This window comes from Neobacillus sp. BF23-41 (assembly GCF_041106275.1).
Map to the genome: position 1 here is coordinate 51,954 of NZ_JBGBPR010000010.1, position 20,968 is coordinate 72,921.

The following is a 20,968-nucleotide window of genomic DNA, read 5'->3' on the forward strand; positions in this document are numbered from 1 at the left end:
TCTTTACTCCCCCCTAGTAGCTAAGTACATAATTTTTTCCTGTGTGGCTTCTTCTCTCGAAAGTTCTCCTGTTAATCTTCCTTCGCACATGACGAGGATTCGATCACTAACACCTAATACTTCCGGAAGCTCAGATGAAATCATTAAAACTGCCAAGCCATTTTCGGCAAGCTTTGAAACAATTTTATGTATTTCAGTCTTTGCCCCAATATCCACACCTCTCGTGGGTTCATCAAGCAGTAATACTTTAGGTGCGATGGACAGCCATCTAGCGATCACAACTTTTTGTTGATTACCACCACTTAAGTTCGATACCTGCTGTTCCGGTGAGGCAATTTTTATGTTTAGTTCTTTTATATAACGATCAGCGGTAGCATTCACTTCTTTCCAACTAACAATTCCAGCCTTCGTATGCTTTTTCAACTCTGCCATTAAAATATTCTCTTTTACGGACATAGATAAAAATAAACCTTGCTCTTTCCTGCTTTCAGGTACATGAGCAATCCCATTAGCCATTGCATCTATAGGGGATTGTATTTTAACAGACTTTCCGTCTACAAATATTTCGCCACTTTTCAACTCAGATGCACCAAATAGAGCCCTAACTAACTCTGTTCTCCCCGCACCTACAAGCCCTGCTAAACCAATAATTTCACCTGGATAAATTTTAAACGAAACGTTTTTAACAATGGTGTTATCTGAAACATTTCTCAGTTCTAGAACAGGGGAACTGCTTTTTGAAAGTTTTTTAGGATCAGAAGACTTATCTCGATTAAACAAATCTTTTAAATCACGACCTACCATTAGCTTCACAAGGTGATCAGGGTTTGTCTCTTCAATGGGGCCACTTGCAATCCACTCACCGTCACGCAAGACAGTAAATCTATTAGCAATCGTAAATATTTCTTCCATTCTATGAGAAATATAAACGATGGCAACACCCTGTTTTTTTAAATCCTCAATAATATCAAATAGTTTCATAATTTCTTTATCTGTTAAAGAGGCTGTTGGTTCATCCATGATAAGAACCTCTGCCTTAAAGGATAATGCTCGGGCGATCTCCACCATTTGTTGTTGAGCAACGCTTAGGGTTGAAACCAATTGGCGTGGGTCAAGATTAGAACCCATTGAATCCAACACCTTTTGTGCGCTTTTATGCACCTCACCCCACTTAACCATCCCTAACCGATTTCTCGGAAAGGTTGAACCCATTAAGATATTTTCACTAATCGACAAATTGGGAGAAAGGCTTAATTCCTGATGAATAACATTTATTCCTTTGTTCCTTGCATCAACAGGATCCTTCCACAAAGTTGGCTGACCTTTAAAATAGATCTTTCCACCATTATTATCAGGTGTATAGATCCCTGCTAATATTTTCATAAAAGTTGACTTTCCGGCTCCATTCTCACCCATTAATGCATGTACTTCACCTGGATAAAGTTCAATTTTCACATTGTTTAATACGGTTACACTTGAGAATGTTTTACTAATCCCTTCCATATTCAACACTGGATTTTTATGACCATGTTGAACCTTCACTACCCGTTCTGTAACTGCCATATTATTATCTCACCCCTTTTTTTAATTTGAAAAAGGCTGAATAAGGTTCTTTCCTTATCAGCCCTTTTTATGGAGGAGGCTTACCACCCTTGGTAAGAATCTAATTTATCTTGAGTAACAAGTTTAACTGGAACTTTAATAAGGTCTTCTACGTCTTCGCCATTTTTCACTTTCATTCCAATTTCAACAGCCTTTTTCACCATTTCACTTGGTGATTGCGCGGAAGTTGCCTTAATAGTACTTCCCTTTTTGGCCATCGCTTCTGTCACTTCAGGAGCACCATCTACGCCTACAATGAAAAATTCATCTTTACGATCAGCTTGCTCTTGAGCAATTTCAACACCGATTGCTTCAGGGTCATTGATGGCAAATACGGCGTCAATAGAGCCTGATGGATTAGCTTGTAAAATACTTTCCATAACGGTTAATGCCTTTTCACGATTTCCTTCGCCATTTTGCTTCGCTACTATTTTAATTTTAGAATCTTTAATAGCTTCCTCAAACCCTTTAATACGGTCTGTTACTGCTGAAACAGGAGGTCCATCAATGATAGCAATGTTTCCTTTTCCACCTAATTGTTCAATGACATATTCTCCAGCTAGTTTACCAGCTTGATAGTTATCCGATGTAACAGTAGCATCAACACCACCTTCAGCATTCGTATCTACAGCGATTACAGGAATACCAGCGTCTTTTGCCTGTTGAACAGCTGCTGCAATTCCTTTTGTATCAACAGCATTTAATAAAATAACATCTACTTTTTTTGTAATGAAGTTTTCAATTTGAGAAGTTTGCTTTGCGAGATCATATTCTGCACTTTCAACAAAAACCTCTGCACTTAATTCTTTCCCTGCTTCTTCAACCCCTTTTGACATAGCAACAAAGAAAGGGTTGGCCAAAGTACCCACAGTTAGTCCTATTGTTAACTTTTTGTCACCTTTTTGCTCTTTGTTATCTTTCGTAGATTCACTTGATGATTCACTAGCACTAGTACACGCAGTCATCACAACCATTACAAACATTAAAACTAGTATTAATAGCATTTTTACATTTTTTCTCATTATGATCCCCCTAGTTTTTATAAACTTAAAGATTACTTAAAAAAGTTAAATTTGTTATCGCTTTCAGTTTTAATTACATCACCTCCTTAAAAATAGTTTTTAGGTTGTACAAATAGATTTATAGGTATAAACCCCTCTGTTACCGTTTTCATCTCTTTGAAAGTAAAATTGTTTCAATGATTATTTTTGGAGCTTTTTTGAACGTTATTGGTCATTTGTGATTGTTTTTGACTGTTTTAAGTTAATTCAGATTATATTATGGCTGTTTTTAATTGTCAACAATTCCATATTTAGACAAAAATATATTAATATAGCTAAATATGAACTATTCAAATAGAAGTTCTCACACATCGTGGCATATATTTCAATGATGTTTGACAATCTTTTCTATAAAGAAAGGAACCTACTTTTTATGCTTATTTATTATATTGGTAAAATGCAACAAAAATAAAAAATAGATTCAGTTCCTGTCACGCCCTAGAAAGTTTTATCGTTTTTGTCGAAGGATTTGACAGGCAACGATAAACCAAAAACACCCTCTCCTACCAGAAAGGGTGTTTGGTTTATTTCTTTTGGGTTCGCAACGCACAGGCACCGTTCTCATAAAAAAACCTGTTTAGATTAAATCTAGACAGGTTTTTGAAGCATATCTTTTGATCATATCACTTGAATTTCTTGTCCACTTTTCTCTTTTTTAAATGAAAATTTCATTTTGAAAAGACTTACAACAAAATAGACAATCGCTAGAATTAAAACGAGGGTCCAGATTTGAGAGACAAATCGTGTATTCCAGACACCTAAGAAATACAGCAAAGCTGGAATGGTCAGCGTTACCCATGACTGTATGAAAGCAACAATCCCAATGTACGTATCTATTTTCTTTTTAAGCGCATTTGATAAAAAGAACAGAAACCATAATAGTGCCCACATACCCCATGTTAATGCATTGACAACATCGTGAAAGTGAATAATCGATGTTAAGGTATAGACGACTGCAATAATAGCGACCCATAAACTATACCAACCGAGACCGCTGCCATCAAGCCCTTTCAATACGGTTACCCCCACATATAAATAGGTTAATCCAAATAGAAAAATAGATGCAACATTATAAAGTTCCCAATTATTTTGACCTGATACAATCATTAAGTAAGATGGGATTATTATTTGAATAATTCCAACAAATATATTAAAAACACCTACACTTTTTGCTTCTGCTTTCCCCAATAGCATAAGACTGTTTAAAAATAATACTGCACCTGAGAGAAATAAACCAACAAAACTCATATTAATAGTTGTGAAAAACTATTTTCACAACCTTCCCCTCCTTTTAGAAAGCAATCCCCTCTCAACTAAGAAAAGAAATTGCTTTTTCAACATCATTTATTGCTCTTTTCGTAAACTTTATTTTTGCCACGATACCTTTATTAATACGGGTTTAGACATTGATTCGAAAAACCACAATATTTACGAAAACAACCTTATTTATAAAACGATACTTACGATCACGGATGATAAAACACTAACTAATGTTGCTCCAAATAAAAGTTTTAGACCAAATCGTGCGACAGTGTTTCCCTTTTTTTCATTTAAGCTTTTTACGGCTCCTGCAACAATTCCTATCGAGGAGAAGTTTGCAAAGGAGACAAGGAAGACAGAAATAATTCCTAATGTACGCGGGCTAAAGCTCTCCTGTATTTTTGCTAAATCCATCATCGCTACAAACTCATTTGTGACAAGCTTCGTTGCCATAATCCCCCCAGCTTGGACAGCTTCTGAAAATGGAACTCCCATGATAAAGGCAAATGGTGAAAAAATATATCCTAAAATTTCCTGGAATGAAATTCCGAAAACCATATCAAAAACATTATTGATACCAGCCATTAAAGCAACAAATCCAATCAACATAGCACCGACAATGACGGCTACTTTAAATCCATCCATAATATATTCGCCTAACATTTCAAAGAAGCTTTGCTTTTCCTCATCTTGAATGATGAGGATATCTTCGTCTTCTGGCACAGTATATGGATTAATAATTGATGAAATAATAAATCCGCCAAATAGGTTTATTACAAGTGCTGTCACAACATATCTTGGTTCAATCATTGTCATATACGCACCGACAATGGACATCGAAACGGTTGACATTGCGGAAGCACATAATGTATATAAGCGATGGGCAGGCAGCAGGCCGAGCTGCTTTTTAACCGTAATAAATACCTCTGATTGACCAACGATCGCGGAAGCTACGGCATTGTATGACTCTAATTTACCCATACCATTTACTTTACTTAACAATAACCCTATTGCTTTCATAATGATAGGGAGTATTTTAAAATGCTGGAATATACCAATTAATACTGAAATGAACACGATTGGAAGTAATACATTAAGGAAGAACGACATTTCACCTTTATTCGCAAGCCCGCCAAACACAAAGGAAATACCGCTGGCTGCGTATTCTAATAATTTACTAAAAACGTCAGCAAATCCTTTAACTAAGACTAAACCAAATTTTGTATTTAATAATAATGCCGCTAATATTACTTGAATGATGACCATTAGGATAATCGGTTTGATTTTAATATTTTTCTTATTATTACTCGCAATAAAGGCAAGTCCAAAAACAACAAGTAATCCAATGATGGCTATGATGTATTTCATGATTTCCTCCACAATGATGTATTTTATTCTTAGATGTAAATGATTCCGAGCCACGATCGCTTGATCAATTAATTTTTAATTTATAATTTATTATTCTCCATTCATGATTTTTATATAAGAGAATAAAAAGCATGAGACTGACCAACAAGCCAACCTCGTAAGGGATTAATGGATTTCTGTATAAATAAGTGTTGGTTGAGCTACTTTTTCTTCAACTAGTTTGTAGGCTGCGTAAATTTTCTCGATGACTTCTTGAACATTCTCACGATTACTGTGGATCGTCACAAGTGCGTCACCCTGTTGGACAAAATCGCCTACTTTTTTGTGGAGAACAACGCCTACTGCCAAATCAATGACTGATTCTTTAGTGATGCGTCCAGCTCCTAACATCATTGCGGCAATCCCAATCATCTCAGCAGTGATTTCAGCAACACATCCTGTTTTTAGGGCTGGTACTTCGATCGTATATTTAGCTGTAGGAAGTTTTGTAGGATCATCAACAACAGAAGCGTCTCCACCTTGTGCAGCAAGGAATGTTTTAAAGAATTGTAATGCTTTTCCGTTTCGCATCGACTCTTCCAACATTTCACGCGCTTGTTGCAAATCGGCTGCTTTTTCTGCTAGGACGACCATATGGCTGCCAAGTGTTAAACATAATTCATGTAAATCCTCTGGACCTTGTCCACGAAGGGTATCAATTGCTTCTTTCACTTCTAAAGCATTTCCTACGGCAAACCCGAGCGGTTGGCTCATATCAGAAATGATCGCTTTTGTCTTCCGTCCCACACCATTTCCAATGTCCACCATTGTCTGTGCCAATTCTTTCGCATCGTCGAGATTCTTCATGAAAGCCCCACTGCCTGTTTTCACATCCAGAACAATCGCATCTGCTCCTGCGGCAATTTTTTTACTCATAATTGAGCTTGCAATAAGCGGAATCGAATCGACTGTAGCGGTTACATCTCTTAAGGCATAAAGCTTTTTATCTGCAGGTGTTAAATTGGCACTTTGGCCGATTACAGCAATTTTATTTTTGTTCACTAAATGAATAAACTCGTCATTGGTAATTTCAACATGAAAACCTTTTACTGATTCTAATTTATCAATCGTGCCGCCGGTGTGCCCGAGACCTCTGCCAGACATTTTGGCAATAGGTACCCCAACAGAGGCGACTAATGGTGCTAACACAAGTGTGGTTGTATCACCAACACCACCTGTACTATGCTTATCTACTTTAATTCCTTCAATTCCGGATAAATCGATTTGATCCCCAGAGTTAACCATCGCTTCCGTCAAATAGACACGTTCTTCTATGGACATTCCTTGGAAAAATACCGCCATTGAAAATGCAGACATTTGATAGTCAGGAATACTTCCGTTGGTAAATCCATTTATTAAAAACTGAATTTCTCCGTTTGTTAATTCAAGACCATTACGTTTTTTCTCAATAATATCAACCATTCTCATATCGTTTTCCCCCTAAATTTAGGTTAAAGTCTTTTTTAAATATTTTAAGGAAAGTTTAAGATCATTAAAGTTACAAACTGTTCAGCTGCTAAATACTAGTAGAAATCTGACTAATAACTTCTTGAAAGCTAGGTTAGTGTTTTCCCAAAGCGAACGCTTTCATCTATCTATTTATTATTTCAAAATAACTATAGCATAGATGATGAACAAATGTTAAGTGATATTTGAACAAAATTTTAATTTTTTTATCACACTCGCCATCTTCGTCCTAAATCACATTCATATCAGCAAACGTGCACTATGATTTGAGAATTTACTGAACTTTTGTAAAAGGACATTAGAAAAACTGTAAAGATTGGTAATTTACAAATGACCCTTGCCATTTCATCTACTAATTCAACTGGGTTTGCAAAACGATTGGAGTTAAAAGCGGGAAATGGATGATCTACCGATATATCCGATCGTGGAAAGATGGAGATAGATAAGAAATGAGGTGACATGGGTGTTTTAGCTGTAGATAGGAAGATCACTTCTCTTTTTTTAAAAGCTTTGTTAATTAACTTTGTTGCCATTTTTACATTTACTTAAAAGGGAGCTTTCGCGGTGCATGAAAGAACGTTCCATTGACCGTTTGAGGAAAACAGCCGAGCCACTATTACCACTAAACGACATCAATTCGACTAAATTCCGTATAGGATATACTAATTAAACGTTTGATTGAAACTGCTGCAAGTGCTGACCTGTAATAATCTTCCCTGCTTAACAAGTGTGAAGATTGTCGAGAACTGTTTATTAATTCCGCAGGAAATAAACCAATTTTCCACAAAATCAATTAAGTTTCTCTTGAATTTACATCATTCCATTAATTCCCCTTTCGGAGAATGAAAAGCGAACAGGTAGAAGCCAAAAAACAGTATAACCGTTCCCATGGTCTTGGTCTTTACATAAAATTATCTTGATTTTTCATAAAATTGAAAATATTATATAATCATGTTTTATTTAATATAATCTATATTTTAAAAAAAGTGAGAGGATGGTTACCATGTTAAAGGTAAAAAATGATTTTACTTTTGTTTTATGCATTATACCTAAGATTCTCCAGGTATTTTTAAATATTTCTCTCATTTTTTTAGCAATTATTCTATCGATTTTACTAGTTAAGGAATTAATCATTTTCAGTCATATTTTGATAGAAAGTGGCAGCGATGACTATAAACTTTTTTTGGATAATATACTAATCTTCTTTTTATATTTTGAGTTTATTACGATGATTGTTAAATACTTTAAAGAAGAATACCATTTCCCTATTAGATATTTTATATATATAGGCATCACGGCGATGGTACGAATAATTATTGTTGACCACGAACAGCCTGTAAATACAATGCTTTATTCACTGGTCATCTTAATCCTGATTATTGGGTATTTCATTATGAATTTAACTCCTCGTGAAAGACCTGATAGTAAATGGTTCTTTAAAAAAAATAATGGTTGAGGCCTCCACAGGGACGGATCTCATGGTTTTTAATGAGTTAGTGCTGACCACAGGAACCGTCCCCATGGTCCATTCCAGCTATTCGCATCACTCTTCACCTGCCGTAAGGTCAAGTACAAATCCACTCGGAATAGCTCTTCCGGCAGGAAACGATTCGGCTGATGGCCTATGCTTGGGTACGGATTTTTGGTTCTCATGATAGGAATCAATTTCTTTTACGGTTAGTAAAGATTCATTTTTCCAGTTTTTCAGAATCCCAACCACATAGCTCAGCTTTCGCTTGTTATTGGCACACGCAATATTCATCGCTTTTAAAATCACATCTTTCGGCTGTAAAAAGCTAGAATCATCTAACCAAGTTAACAGCTGTTCTTTCCCATTCATGTTCGAAAAACCAAATCCATTGTCGTCCCAAAATTCAATAATTTCTTTTACATCTACTACTTTTTGATTATTTTCTGTGTCTGGATTTTTCTCTATTTTTAGATTAAAAGCTTCTTGTTGTTGTTTTTTATTTTCTTTTTTATTATTATTTTCTTTTTCTTTTTGTCCCCGTATCGTGAATCTATGCATGAACGTATCGTCTAACTCTTCACATTCAGTATCGATATATGTATCATTTTCATTTTCTTCACTTAAATCATTGCAGTTAAACATCTCTTCTTTTCCACAAAAGGATTCAAATAAGCTGCGAATTTCCTGTTTTTGAATGCCATCCAAAACATATTGAATCAGTGAGCGATCCTCGACATCCTTTAACTCGGAATATATACAATCCATCACCGGTTTCCCGCCTTTATGCAGGTTATACTTCCCCCAGTATTTAATCGCCAGTTCTCTCGTTTCAGGATTGTAACGAATCAGCTTGTGATGCACAATGAATCGTTCCATTAACAAATGAACACTCTCAATCGAATAGCCCAAATCAAAAGCCATCTGTTTTTTGGTAATCTTATAGATGCCAATTTGAGTTGTATGTGGATTCGTAAGAAGATAGAGGTAAAAGTATTTATCCTCCGGGGACATCTCTTCTGAAACAATCGGATTCTTCCAAAAATCAGTACGTACCATGCGATATTTTGCCATCTTCAACCACTGCCTTTCTTCTAATAAAATTCCTTCATACTTGATATGTAAATAAATGAAGAAAAGGGTCATACGTTTTTCAATAATATGTGAATACTTTATGACACCTTTTCATCACCTTGTCCTTTACGTGAGCTTTATGTAAAAAGACCACGTCTCAGTACTTCTACGATATCGAGATTGGCTGGGTAAAGCGAATCGCCAATTTTCATTTTTGGGGGCATTTTTTGAGTGAAACATCAAAAAAACGCCTTCAAAAATGACTTTTGAAGGCGTTTTTTGCAATTTAAGGTATTTTCAGCTTATTTTTGTGTGAAGGCGTTTATCTTTCTTAGTTTATATAAAAAGAACTGGGACCACGGTGACGGTTCTTGTGGTTGGCACTAACCTCATTAAAAACCATAAGAACCGCCGAACCGTCTATCTGGATTTAGTATTTTTTTGATGGAAAGCGGATAGTGACGGTAGTTCCTTCACCTTTAGTACTTTGGAAGTCAATGGTTCCTTTATATTTTGCAGCAATATTATAGCAAACCATCATACCTAATCCGGTCCCTTTACTTTTTAAAGAATAAAAAGGAATACCAAGGGACTTAACTTCTGATTCTGACATCCCCTGTCCATAATCAACTACCTTAATCTCGACGAAATCTTTCTCCTTACTAGCTGATACAAAAACAGAATCACCAAATTTTGAAGCCTCAATGGCATTTTTTATAATATTTATTAATAATTGTTTAAATTCTATGTTGTTAGCAGCGATATAGCAATCTTCAACCCTAATTAATTCAATCTTATTATCATGTAAAAGCCCATACGAATGAAGTAGATCGGTTACACTCTTAAGAACAATCTTCAAATTGACTGTTTCTACTTCTGTTTCCTTATTTGGCTTCGCTATAGATAAAAATTGAGTAATTACCTGTTCAGCAATATTTAATTCATCAATCATCAAAGTAAAATTTCCTTTTATATCATCACTAAATCCAGCGTCTTTTTGGTATAACTGTAAAAAACCTTTTACAACGGTCAAAGGATTTCTAATTTCATGTGCAACAGCAGCTGCTAGTTGTCCAGTTGTCTTCAAACGCTCTGAATGCTGAATTTGTTCATAGTATAATTGCTGTTTCTTTATTCTTCCTTGCGTTAAATAAAAAATAAAATAGATAATCACTTGACTCCCGATAAAGTTGATAACATTTCCTATTAAATCCTGCTTGATATAGGAATATCCTTGATCAATAAGCATAATATAACTAAATGTAAACATGATGAACACACTGTTTAATAGTAAAGAAAAATAAAAGAGCTTTGAATCAAAAAACAGAATCGCGATGGCTGGAATAAAACATAGAAAAATAAAGGTGGACCAAGTATCGGGATATAAAAAGAACAGCGCATAAAAGTAAACGGACGCTACTGTAATGATGATCAGTCTAAAAACATGAGTGATATACTTAGGATAGAGCAATAAACAGGCGGATAGGATGACAACAAGTCCAACATGGAGAAAATAACCATAATCAAACTTACCAAAACGTGGATTACCCATTAACAAACCCATTATCATAATGGCTATTGCGATTAATACCGTAAAATAATATATTTTTTTATTTATATGAGTATAAAATTCCTTCATACCTACTCCTTTTATTTGATTTCAATACTACTTTAAAAAACAATAATATGGTGCTAATGTACCTATTTTTATATTATCATATTATTTTTTATAAATAAAAAAGACCATGGTAGAGACCATGGGGACGGTTGGACGGTTCTTGCGGTCGGCACTAACCTCATTAAAACCATGAGAACCGTCACCGTGGCGTTCTTCTTCAATAGTTATTCCATATTAGAATTCGAAATATCGGCCTCAATCCTGCTCATGAACTCTTCTGCTGCGCTGTATCCTTGCTGCCTTAAATACCAATTATTAGCTGCAGCCTCAATTAACCCCGCCACATCACGTCCAGGCTGGAGTTGAATTTCGATAGATGGGATCTTAACACCCATATATTCTATAAATTGAAGTTCCTGGTCCAGTTCATTATTCAAGTCATCTTTTTGCCATTTCGTTAAATTAATATCAAGCACAATTCGTGATTCATCTTGGAAAGCTTTGCGACCGTATAAGCGAACCACATTCAACAACCCAATACTACGAAGCGCCAAAAATTCCTTGGTTTTTTCATCATGTGTACCAAGAATGGTTTGCGGGCCAAGCTTCTTCAGGACAACAATATCATCAGCAACCAGACGGTGTCCTCGACGAATTAACGTATGAGCTGTTTCGCTTTTGCCTACCCCTGAATTACCGCGAAGTAAGATCCCAATGCCGGACACATTCATACAAACTCCATGAACCGTCATTTCTGGTGCTAATTCCTTCACCAAATAGGTATCCAATTTGGTTATAAACTCTGAAGTTGTCTCAGGCTTGTTTGTTAGTAACAAGGGTATACCCTGTTCAACACAATGGTGAGTTAAATAGGTAAGTCCTTCTTCTCCAGCCGTAACAATAAAACATGGCGGGTGATAGTGTACGATATTTCCGATTCGTATTTTACGTTCCTCTTTACTTAATTTATGTAAATAGGTAATTTCCTTTTTTCCTAGAATTTGAACTCGTTCCATCGGAAAAAAATCAAAATGGCCAACAAATTCCAAGCCAGGCCGATGCACACGTGATTGCGTAATCATTTTCTGCAGTTGATTTTCCCCAGCTACTACTTTCAATGAAAACTTCCGAACTAAGTTTTCGACTGTTATTTTTTTCACCTTATACTCACCGTCCTAATAGCCTATCTATAGTTAAATTATACTTAAGAAAAGTGGAATCGTCATCCATTTACGAAATGATTCCATTATTGGATGAAGCAGAAAGAATCTCTTATCCTGAATAGGTTAAGGAAAATGCTATGATTCGTGTGAGAATACTATAACCATAACTCTAAGCTTATTAAGTAATGAGGTATGATTGACCGATTTAAAGGTGGTGCAACAAAATATCTTGATAATTATTTGGTATGGTTTCAATTCCTCGAAATGAAGGGCTTTGACGCAACAACGTCGAATATTAAAGAGGTGTTTGTTAATACTAGTCTACGTGAACACCAATTAGCAAACCAACAAATCCGCCAGTCAAAATTTGTATCGTCAAAAGAAACAACTTGAAGAACGGCTTAGTTTTTAGTGAAATGTGGATTCCTGTTGTTCGGAAATAAAGAGAGAAAAGGAAGGTTGGAAATGTCCTATATCGTTGATTTTAAAAATGTGTCTACGGTTGGTTTAGAGTCTTCACCTGTAGTAGAAGCGCTTGCTGGCTTACGTGCTAATGAAGCCCGTTACTTTATGAACAAATACAAGCATGAATTTACGGTTGTACCAGCTAGCGAAAGTCAGGAGACCCTTGATTATGTGAACCGAATTTTGAAAGAAGATCGTGATATTGAGTTTGCGGCCAAACCTTTAGAAACGTCGCGTTTTCAAGTGGAAAATATCAAAATGGCCTACGTCTTTTATGAGGATGGTCTTGAGGTCAACGTCATGTATACGGTTGATGGCCCTAAACCGAAGCGGGCCGTTGGTTTTAAGCTTTCTGAGGGGATGGAGGTACCAAAGGAGTTAGAAGGGAAGTTTAAGTTTGCTAGGCAGAAATCTAAACTAGCTGGAACAATTCGGGGCTCGTTTTTTGTAATTAAAGGAGAATATTAAAGTAAGCAAAAGCGCAAGTGGAGGAATCCAGCCATTGCGGTCTGTGTCATCTACGCTGGAATCAGGCATATATGGATGCGTGGATGGAGAAACAATATTGACTAAGAAAACAGGCGCTTGACCCCCAATGCGTTAATGTGTTCATGCAGCGGGTGTCAGGCACCTTTTCTCTTATTCCAATGAAATTTTAACCACTTTATCGTAAAATGAAGTGACGGTATAGCCTTCAATTTCTATCCCAACTGGTACATAATTCTCTTGTTTATTCTCACGTGACAATTCGATATGATGCTCAGTAGAGAAGAATCGTGGATGATCAAGCTCATTTAGACGATAAAAAGTTTCATTTAGTTTGTATTTATCACCCTTTTTATCGATGTAATATCCATCGACATTCGCCCCGCTTGATCCGTACCCGTCTTTATCATAAAAACGATAATCGAGCATTTCGTAGGCCCTCTTCGGGTCCAGCTCTTCCGTCATGACAATTTTCGTCGGATTACCGACTTCCATTTGCTTAATCGTTATTTGATTCCCTAAATACTCGAAAGACTGTGGCAATGATTTTGAACTATCAATCTCAAACTTCGCCTGCTTGACGACAGAAAATGCAGCACTACCTATGTGAATCTTGACATCTGTAGGTTTTTCGAAATAAAGCGATTCAAATGTTGCCTCCGCTGAATTCCAGCCAGATTCATAGCTTTCGGTTCCCACATATCCGCCCAATCCTAGTTGATCATAAACATACTTCCCCTTACTTTCGAGGCTGGAAATTTTAACCTGACCCATCCTTCTGTTTGGATTTTCGTTAAGATAACGGTACGATAATACCGTGATGGTTGGAGCAATCGTCAGTTTTTCAAAAATAATTGGATTTCCATCTATTTCAGACTCCACGTGAATATTATGGACAATGGATGGATGTTTTTTTACAGGAATATCAAAATGCCAATCACCCTTTAAAAATTCTTTTTTCCCACCAGTTACGTTCTGAGATGTGTCTGAATCTCCAGGAGTATTGATCACTTTCTCAAGCTTACTAAGCTCGAGCCGAATAGTTCCCTTATCAGCGGACATCGGTGCAACACCTAATCGGCCTTTAAAAACATGGTCTTTTTCCGAATAGAGGCTAAGATGATTCGTGACAGGTGAATGTGATAGGTCATCATCAAAGTTCCAATCCTGATCCTGATTAGCGATTTTTAGTCCATCCGTGTAATTGATCATATACTTATTTTCCTTGTTTCGATCGTCAATTTCATAATAGATTAGCGTCTGAATATCATCTGAGACGACACTCGTAATCGTCACCTTCACCCCATTGCTCTCAGCGGCTAAGTTTAGTTTCTCACCTAAACCCTGCTGCACATAACCCTGCATTTGCTCGTCTTGCTTGTTGCTTAAATCCTTCCACCAATCGATAACACTGACAAAACTATTCGTGGCAACGGCGGTTCCAACAAATACTGTTAAAAAAAGCGTGGCTGCCAACCCAATCATTGCCCGCTGTTTATATGATTTCTGTCTGCTGCCTTGGCTTTTAGCAACTTTATTGCGCACATTTCGCATAAAATCATCTGGAACTTGAATACTCTCACCTTCTGACTCAAGGCTAGCTATGACCTGCTGTAATTCCTTCATTTCCGCCTGACAACCCATACATTCATGTAAATGATGTTCGATTCTTTTTTTGCTTGTTTCATCAAGATTTCCTTCAAAATAATCGATTATTTGTTCTTGAACCTCATGACAAGTCACTAGCTACACCCTCCTCGCTTATTTTTCTAAGCATCATCAGTCCCCGATACAATCTAGATTTCACAGTCCCGATGGGCAATTTGAGCATCTCTGCAATTTCTTCCTGGGAATAACCTTTTAGGTATTTTAAAATAATCATTTCCTTATATTTCTCATCAAGCTGATCTAAGTCCGTCAACACTTCCAACTTCGTTTCAAATGGATGACTATTTAGAGTATCTAACGGACTAGTCATCTCTTTTTGTTTCCTTTTGCGATAAATTGACCGACACTCATTGATAAAGATGGCAGTCACCCATGATTCAAAATATCTATCTTCCTTTAATTGGCCGATTTTTTCATGGACTTTAATAATCGTATTATGAAATACATCTTCCACATCATGATGGCTTTTCAGATAAGCCCAGCCAATTTTATAAAACTTTGATTTTCTTGCATCAAACCAATCAATCACTGCCGCCATATCTTTCCTTTTTATCCTTTTCAAAATGATAGAATCCGAAATCGATGTTATCACAATGCTAGTCTCTCCTTCCCCTACGCGTCTTTAGCAATTAGAGCATTTATCGATACTAAAAGTTCCATTACAATTAAATTTTTTTATTCTATTACTATACCTGAGAATTTCGTGTTAAAAAGCTTTGAAGTATATTTCTAATAAAAATGGCGAACAGTGACTGTCACTGTTCGCCATTCAAAAAAACCCATGCGGCCGCATGGGTTTTTTAAGAAAAAAGTAACCATTTTTTATATACTCCGTGCTACCTCATAAGCATCCCAAATCGCGTACCAAACCTAATAAAGGGAATTAACCTTCTAGGTTCCGTGTTCAACACTTGTTCGAATAATTGGTATGGAGCATTGCCGCGGCTTTTTCTGACCCCCAGTTTTTGCCCAGCCCATTAGTTGTATGGCAAGGAGCGATTGACCTTAGCAAGGATGGCTCCTTATTTAAATACATGGGGGCCAGCTTTGTGAGAGGGATTATTGGTTGGACGCTGGGGAATGTGGTTGCCATCCCGATTGGTTTATTGATAGGTCGCTTTTCAACTTTAAGAGTGGTGCTGGATCCGATTATCAATTTTATTCGTTTCATTCCTCCCCTTGCGTTTATTACGTTATTCATGCTTTGGTTCGGAATAGGCGAGCAGTCCAAAATCTTTTTAATCATGTATGCCACCTTCTTTATCGTCATTATCAATACCATTACGGGTGTCCTTTTTGTAGAAGAAGATAAAATACGTTCTGCTAGAAGCATGGGAGCGTCAGAAGTACAAATTATGTTCCATGTCATCATCACAGCTTCCCTTCCTTATATATTCACGGGAGCTAAACTGGCTATGGGGTCCTCCTTTATGGCCATTGTCGGGGCTGAGATGGTTGCAGCGAATGAAGGGATTGGCTACATGATTTGGAATTCAAGATTGTACTTTAAAACAGATTGGATTTTTGTTGGTCTCGTCACACTTGGATTAATGGGATTTTTAATGGATCGCATCCTGACTCAATTTGGGAAAATCGTGTTAAAGCGATATAACGTGGTTAAAAAATAATAATCTTTCACTATTGAAAAGGGAAACTACTTTATTTGGTAGTTTCCTTTTATTTAAATAGAATTTAAACCCATCCATTTTAATCGTTAATATATCTTGTCACTTGATAACTGTGTACCCAGACATTTTTTCAATTGTACACTAACATAAACCCAAGAAAGGCCATAATCCATATCATTGGAATTAAATTAAGTATACAAGCAAGTCGTTTCCTTCTCACTCGGAATACCCAGGCTAAAATGGAACTGATGATTACAGCAACTGGGTACAAAGAAATGGCCAGAACAAAAGAACCATTAGATAGGTTCACCCCACTATCGAAGCTCATAAACGACAATCCCCAAATTACAAACCAGGGAATCAAAGAAAGTAAAAATAAGATTTGGCTAATAATTAGATATAGTTTCATAAAATCCTCCTCTGTAAAAGCCTGAAACCATAACAAATTAATCAATATGAATGATTATATGAGGGCAGTACAAGAATTATTAATTGGAAAGTGACTTTCTAACTTGAACAACATTCTTCATTTTCAGCATCATTTGATAACGAGAAAGTGCGGAACAAAAATAGCAACAAGAGCCTGTGGAGTTTTTTTTTTAATTCAAAGCATTATAAAATAAAGTTAGAAAAAATATATAAAATGGCAATACTAATTAAAATCGTAATATTTGATATAGTAGCGATTAAACGGGTGCTGCTGGTGCTGTATTTAAATTCAACGGCAAATGTTAAGGCGGATGCTGCAACAGGTAATAACAAACCGATCAAGATTGTAAATCGATACATCTGATTGTACGGAAGAATATAGTATAAACCAAATCCAAAAAGTAGACCTAAACCATATCGGAAGGTTAAATATTTCAACATTGGTTTAATCAATTGTTTGTCAAATTTAAAATTCAAATAGAGCCCTAATAATAATAATGATAACGGCATATTGGCACCAGAGATTGTACTTGCAACATGAATGATCGTATCAGGTAAATGGAGGTGGCTAAAATTTAAAAGACTAGCCATAAGATACGTCATTAACGGAATAGACTTGGCAAGTTTTTTTAGAATTTCTAATGGTTTAAGCCTAAGTCCTTCTGCTGAAAAATAACTTCCTAAAATATAGGAAATACCAAAAACGACAAATGATGTTCCGACATCAAACATACTAAAATATGTTAATCCATCCATACCCCATATTGCATAAACTAAAGGAAATGCAAATAAGCCAACATTAAATCCTGAAGAAAGCATCAGAAAAGAACCTTTCAGTTCTCTTTCCTCATTTTTAAAAACTAAGAAACCTAGACTTGCTGCTATGATTCCATAAACAAGTACGATAACTGGTAACAAAATTAAAGATGTTTCTATTTTTACAGAATCGAATGTGACAAGAACTAAGGCAGGAAGGGTAATTTTAAAAATAATTTTTGATATGACTACTCCATCTTTTTCTTTTAAAATATTTAAACGTTTTAATAGATACCCAAGGGCAATGATAATAATAATATAAAGAAATTCCTGATTCATTAAAAAAATACGCTCCTCTATGAAGTATCTAAATTTGAGTTTCTGTAAGTAAGTATATGTGATAAATTCATCCTGTCATTTCATTAAGATGTCGTCTCTGTCTAATAACGAATAGAAGAGTGTTGGCTGAGTCAACACTCTAATGAAAAATAACTTGTTTAAAAAGCCTCCTAAATTGCTCCCGATCTTCTTCTGTAAAAGGCTTGGGTCCCTTTGTTCGCTTTCCGCTTTTTCGAGCCATGGCACTTAAATACCGTGATTGTAATAATTCGTCAATGTTTTCATTTGTATAGCTAAACCCTTTATGGTGAAGGACTATACACCCTTTTGCTAAACCTAGTGATGCAAGTCCGTAATCTTGCGTAACAATAATATCTCCTGATTCGGCTAACTTCATAATCCGATAATCGGCAGCATCTGCTCCAGAATCAACATAAATGATTTTCACTCCTGAAGGTTGTTCCGCATTAGAAAAATGAGAAAAGCTCGTCACAAGAATAATAGGAATTTCTGCATTCCTTCCTTCCGAAATAATAATATCTTTTACCGGACAAGCATCAGCATCCACATAAATTTTCATCTTTATCTCTCCTGTAAAAAAGTTCGAATTAATAGTGATACTATTGCTAATTTGAGCTTTTGTCAAACTATGTAAGCACAGGTGCTTCGCTTATAAATTTATAGGCCCCCTTTGGAAGATTAATTAATGAATAGCTCAGTTAAGTAGCTGCTTTTACCTCATAAATAATCAGCCTTTTTACGGCAACACTCGCAATAGTGAAGAGTAAATAGGCTGAGAACAAATTATATTAATGTACCATTTTTCATAATCAATTGGTTATCAATGTAGAAATCGGTTTTTTTGACGACACCATCAATATGTACCCCAATTTGGATATGTTTTATTTACCTTCAAAAAGGGTATCGAGAGAGTGGGTAAATAAATTTACCTGCTCTTTTCTCATTCTAAGAGGATACATACTTTCCTTAGGAGGTTCAATTATGGAAAATAAGAAGGCTGCACAATTAAAGGATTTTACCATTAATAACGAAGAAAAAGCAGGTTTGACTACCAATCAAGGGTTAAAGGTGGCAGAAGATGAGTTTTCTTTAAAAGCTGGATTAAGAGGCCCAACCCTGATGGAGGATTTTCATTTTAGAGAAAAAATGACACATTTTGACCATGAACGGATCCCTGAACGTATTGTCCATGCGCGCGGAGTGGGGGCTCATGGCATCTTTCAAGTCTATGAATGCCTAGCAAAATATTCGAAAGCTGATTTTCTTAATGATACCTCTAAAACCACACCGGTTTTTGTACGCTTTTCAACAGTACAAGGCTCGAGAGGGTCAAGCGATACGGTTCGTGATGTCCGTGGATTTGCGACCAAATTTTATACGGATGAAGGCAACTTTGATTTAGTTGGTAATAATATGCCTGTATTCTTTATCCAAGATGCCATTAAATTCCCTGATTTTGTCCACGCTGTTAAACCGGAGCCTCATAATGAAATGCCACAAGGCGCCAGTGCCCATGATACGTTCTGGGATTTTGTTGGACAAAATCCTGAAACAGCCCATATGGTCATGTGGGTGATGAGTGACCGTGCCATCCCTCGCAGTTTACGTATGATCGAGGGCTTTGGTGTGCATACGTTCCGTCTTATTAATGCTGATGGTAAAGCACATTTTGTGAAGTTCCACTGGAAACCTGCTCTTGGTATCCATTCTCAAGTCTGGGATGAAGCTCAAAGGGCTGCTGGTAAAAACCCTGACTTTCACCGTCAAGACTTATATGAAGCAATTGAGAAAGGCGATTATCCCGAATGGGAGCTCGGTTTACAGCTTATTCCTGAAGAAGATGAATTTAAATTTGATTTTGATATTCTAGATCCCACAAAGTTATGGCCAGAAGAAGAGATACCAGTAATAATCGTCGGTAAAATGACATTAAATCGCAATGTCAATAACTTCTTTGCAGAAACCGAACAAGTAGCTTTTCATCCTGGTCATGTTGTGCCAGGCATCGACTTTTCTAATGATCCTCTTTTACAGGGACGTTTATTTTCTTATACGGATACTCAGCTTTCCCGTCTGGGAGGTCCTAATTTCCATCAAATTCCGATAAATAAACCGGTATGTCCTTTCCATAACAATCAACGTGATGGAATGCACCAAATGACTATTCATCAAGGTCAAACAAGCTACCATCGCAACGGTTTAAATGCCAACCAACCTGAACCTGTGCCAGTGGAACTAGGTGGTTATGAAACATATCAAGAAAAAATTGATGGACGTAAAATTAGAGGCCGTAGTGAGAGTTTCCTAGACTTCTACTCACAAGCAAAGTTATTCTATAATAGTCTCGCTCCATTTGAGCAACAACACTTAAAAGATGCACTTAGCTTTGAACTTGGCAAATGTAAATCGGACCTAGTTAAAAATAATGCCGTTTCCCTTTTAAACCATATAGATAGACAAATCGCTGAAGAAGTTGCCGGTAACATAGGTGCCGGACTTCCTGAAGAAAATCTCGAAGTCATATCCGATAAAAGATCTCCGGCACTTAGTATGGTGAATACAGTTAGTAAACCTGATACAAAGAATGTCGCTATTTTGTTAAATGGTGAACCCGATGATGAAAAATTAACAGAATGGGTGAAAACTCTAGCACAGAATAATGTAAACTATAGTATCGTAGCTAAAAAGATTTATGCTATTAATCCAGTACTCAAAGTAACTGATACCTTTGATACGGCTGATTCAAGTCTTTTTGATGCAGCATTATTAATAAGCAGTGAAAATGAAATGGAAACACCTGTTTTAGAATTCATTGAAACCACGTTTAAGCATTTTAAACCATTAGCTGTAGCTATAAAGGAAAGCAAAGCATTAGAACGCAGTCGTGTCCATTTAGATACAGCAGGTGTTTACGATTTATCAGAGGACGACATCCTTGAATTTATTGAAGGGATTGCAAAGGGCCGATTCTGGGACCGCCAATAAACAAATAACAGGCGAACAGTACCTGTCACTGTTCGCCATTATCGTCTTCGTTTAGAAATTAATGAATTCAA

At 36.4% G+C, this 20,968-nt stretch carries 18 protein-coding genes and 1 pseudogene; 5 read left to right on the forward strand and 14 right to left on the reverse strand.

What is annotated here, in order from left to right:
- Window positions 1-3 precede the first annotated feature (3 nt).
- From AB7942_RS16190 to AB7942_RS16215, 6 genes are all read right to left on the reverse strand, one after another.
- Window positions 4-1,563, reverse strand: coding sequence for a sugar ABC transporter ATP-binding protein (locus AB7942_RS16190; RefSeq protein WP_369447652.1), 1,560 nt, complete (start codon window positions 1,561-1,563; stop codon window positions 4-6).
- 80 nt (window positions 1,564-1,643) lie between these two features.
- Entirely contained in the window at window positions 1,644-2,624 is a 981-nt protein-coding gene (locus AB7942_RS16195) for an ABC transporter substrate-binding protein (protein ID WP_369447653.1), read from the reverse strand.
- Window positions 2,625-3,281: 657 nt separating this feature from the next.
- Window positions 3,282-3,911, reverse strand: coding sequence for an AmiS/UreI family transporter (locus AB7942_RS16200; protein WP_335713601.1), 630 nt, complete (start codon window positions 3,909-3,911; stop codon window positions 3,282-3,284).
- A 198-nt stretch (window positions 3,912-4,109) separates the two neighbouring features.
- On the reverse strand, window positions 4,110-5,291 hold the full coding sequence (locus AB7942_RS16205) for a NupC/NupG family nucleoside CNT transporter (RefSeq protein WP_369447654.1): 1,182 nt from the start codon (window positions 5,289-5,291) through the stop codon (window positions 4,110-4,112).
- Window positions 5,292-5,456: 165 nt separating this feature from the next.
- Window positions 5,457-6,758: a pyrimidine-nucleoside phosphorylase gene (locus AB7942_RS16210; protein ID WP_369447655.1), complete on the reverse strand. Its 1,302-nt coding sequence runs from the start codon at window positions 6,756-6,758 to the stop codon at window positions 5,457-5,459.
- 661 nt (window positions 6,759-7,419) lie between these two features.
- Window positions 7,420-7,590 carry a hypothetical protein gene (locus tag AB7942_RS16215; RefSeq protein WP_369447656.1) on the reverse strand — a complete coding sequence of 57 codons (171 nt, stop codon included), beginning with the start codon at window positions 7,588-7,590 and terminating at the stop codon, window positions 7,420-7,422.
- A gap of 210 nt (window positions 7,591-7,800) precedes the next feature.
- Between AB7942_RS16215 and psiE the strand changes: the two genes are divergently transcribed.
- Window positions 7,801-8,253, forward strand: coding sequence for a phosphate-starvation-inducible protein PsiE (gene psiE / locus AB7942_RS16220; RefSeq protein WP_369447657.1), 453 nt, complete (start codon window positions 7,801-7,803; stop codon window positions 8,251-8,253).
- Window positions 8,254-8,340: 87 nt separating this feature from the next.
- On the opposite strand, the gene AB7942_RS16225 is transcribed toward psiE, so the two are convergent.
- The 3 genes from AB7942_RS16225 to hprK all read right to left on the reverse strand — a co-directional run bounded on the left by AB7942_RS16225 (window position 8,341) and on the right by hprK (window position 12,117).
- Window positions 8,341-9,339, reverse strand: a complete 999-nt coding sequence (locus AB7942_RS16225) for a DnaD domain protein (RefSeq protein ID WP_369447658.1) — start codon at window positions 9,337-9,339, stop codon at window positions 8,341-8,343.
- Window positions 9,340-9,769: 430 nt separating this feature from the next.
- On the reverse strand, window positions 9,770-10,978 hold the full coding sequence (locus tag AB7942_RS16230; RefSeq protein WP_369447659.1) for an ATP-binding protein: 1,209 nt from the start codon (window positions 10,976-10,978) through the stop codon (window positions 9,770-9,772).
- 203 nt (window positions 10,979-11,181) lie between these two features.
- Entirely contained in the window at window positions 11,182-12,117 is a 936-nt protein-coding gene (gene hprK, locus AB7942_RS16235; protein ID WP_335719578.1) for an HPr(Ser) kinase/phosphatase, read from the reverse strand.
- Between the two features lie 198 nt (window positions 12,118-12,315).
- Between hprK and AB7942_RS16240 the strand changes: the two are divergent.
- Both AB7942_RS16240 and AB7942_RS16245 read left to right on the forward strand, forming a co-directional pair.
- Window positions 12,316-12,513, forward strand: a pseudogene (locus AB7942_RS16240) (IS1595 family transposase); the annotation flags it as partial.
- A 72-nt stretch (window positions 12,514-12,585) separates the two neighbouring features.
- Window positions 12,586-13,053, forward strand: a complete 468-nt coding sequence (locus AB7942_RS16245) for a phage tail protein (RefSeq protein ID WP_088085415.1) — start codon at window positions 12,586-12,588, stop codon at window positions 13,051-13,053.
- A gap of 171 nt (window positions 13,054-13,224) precedes the next feature.
- Here the strand turns inward: AB7942_RS16245 and AB7942_RS16250 are convergent, their stop codons facing one another.
- Both AB7942_RS16250 and AB7942_RS16255 read right to left on the reverse strand, forming a co-directional pair.
- Window positions 13,225-14,814 (reverse strand): DUF4179 domain-containing protein, encoded by a 1,590-nt coding sequence (locus tag AB7942_RS16250; protein ID WP_369447660.1) that lies wholly within the window; start codon window positions 14,812-14,814, stop codon window positions 13,225-13,227.
- Complete coding sequence (locus AB7942_RS16255) at window positions 14,801-15,331, reverse strand: RNA polymerase sigma factor (RefSeq protein WP_369447661.1); 531 nt, start codon at window positions 15,329-15,331, stop codon at window positions 14,801-14,803. The genes AB7942_RS16250 and AB7942_RS16255 overlap by 14 nt, the downstream gene beginning before the upstream one ends.
- 331 nt (window positions 15,332-15,662) lie before the next feature.
- On the opposite strand from AB7942_RS16255, the gene AB7942_RS16260 reads away from it, so the two are divergent.
- Window positions 15,663-16,367 (forward strand): ABC transporter permease, encoded by a 705-nt coding sequence (locus AB7942_RS16260; protein WP_369447662.1) that lies wholly within the window; start codon window positions 15,663-15,665, stop codon window positions 16,365-16,367.
- A gap of 130 nt (window positions 16,368-16,497) precedes the next feature.
- Here AB7942_RS16260 and AB7942_RS16265 read toward each other — a convergent pair whose 3' ends face one another.
- The 3 genes from AB7942_RS16265 to AB7942_RS16275 form a co-directional block, all read right to left on the reverse strand.
- Window positions 16,498-16,776, reverse strand: a complete 279-nt coding sequence (locus AB7942_RS16265; protein WP_369447663.1) for a hypothetical protein — start codon at window positions 16,774-16,776, stop codon at window positions 16,498-16,500.
- A gap of 203 nt (window positions 16,777-16,979) precedes the next feature.
- The gene (locus tag AB7942_RS16270; RefSeq protein ID WP_369447664.1) at window positions 16,980-17,891 is read right to left on the reverse strand and encodes an AEC family transporter; all 912 of its coding nucleotides are present in this window, start codon (window positions 17,889-17,891) and stop codon (window positions 16,980-16,982) included.
- Between the two features lie 139 nt (window positions 17,892-18,030).
- On the reverse strand, window positions 18,031-18,471 hold the full coding sequence (locus AB7942_RS16275; RefSeq protein WP_335712067.1) for a YaiI/YqxD family protein: 441 nt from the start codon (window positions 18,469-18,471) through the stop codon (window positions 18,031-18,033).
- 422 nt (window positions 18,472-18,893) lie between these two features.
- On the opposite strand from AB7942_RS16275, the gene AB7942_RS16280 reads away from it, so the two are divergent.
- A complete protein-coding gene (locus AB7942_RS16280) occupies window positions 18,894-20,897 on the forward strand; it encodes a catalase (protein WP_369447665.1) in 2,004 nt (667 codons plus the stop codon).
- Window positions 20,898-20,968: the final 71 nt, after the last annotated feature.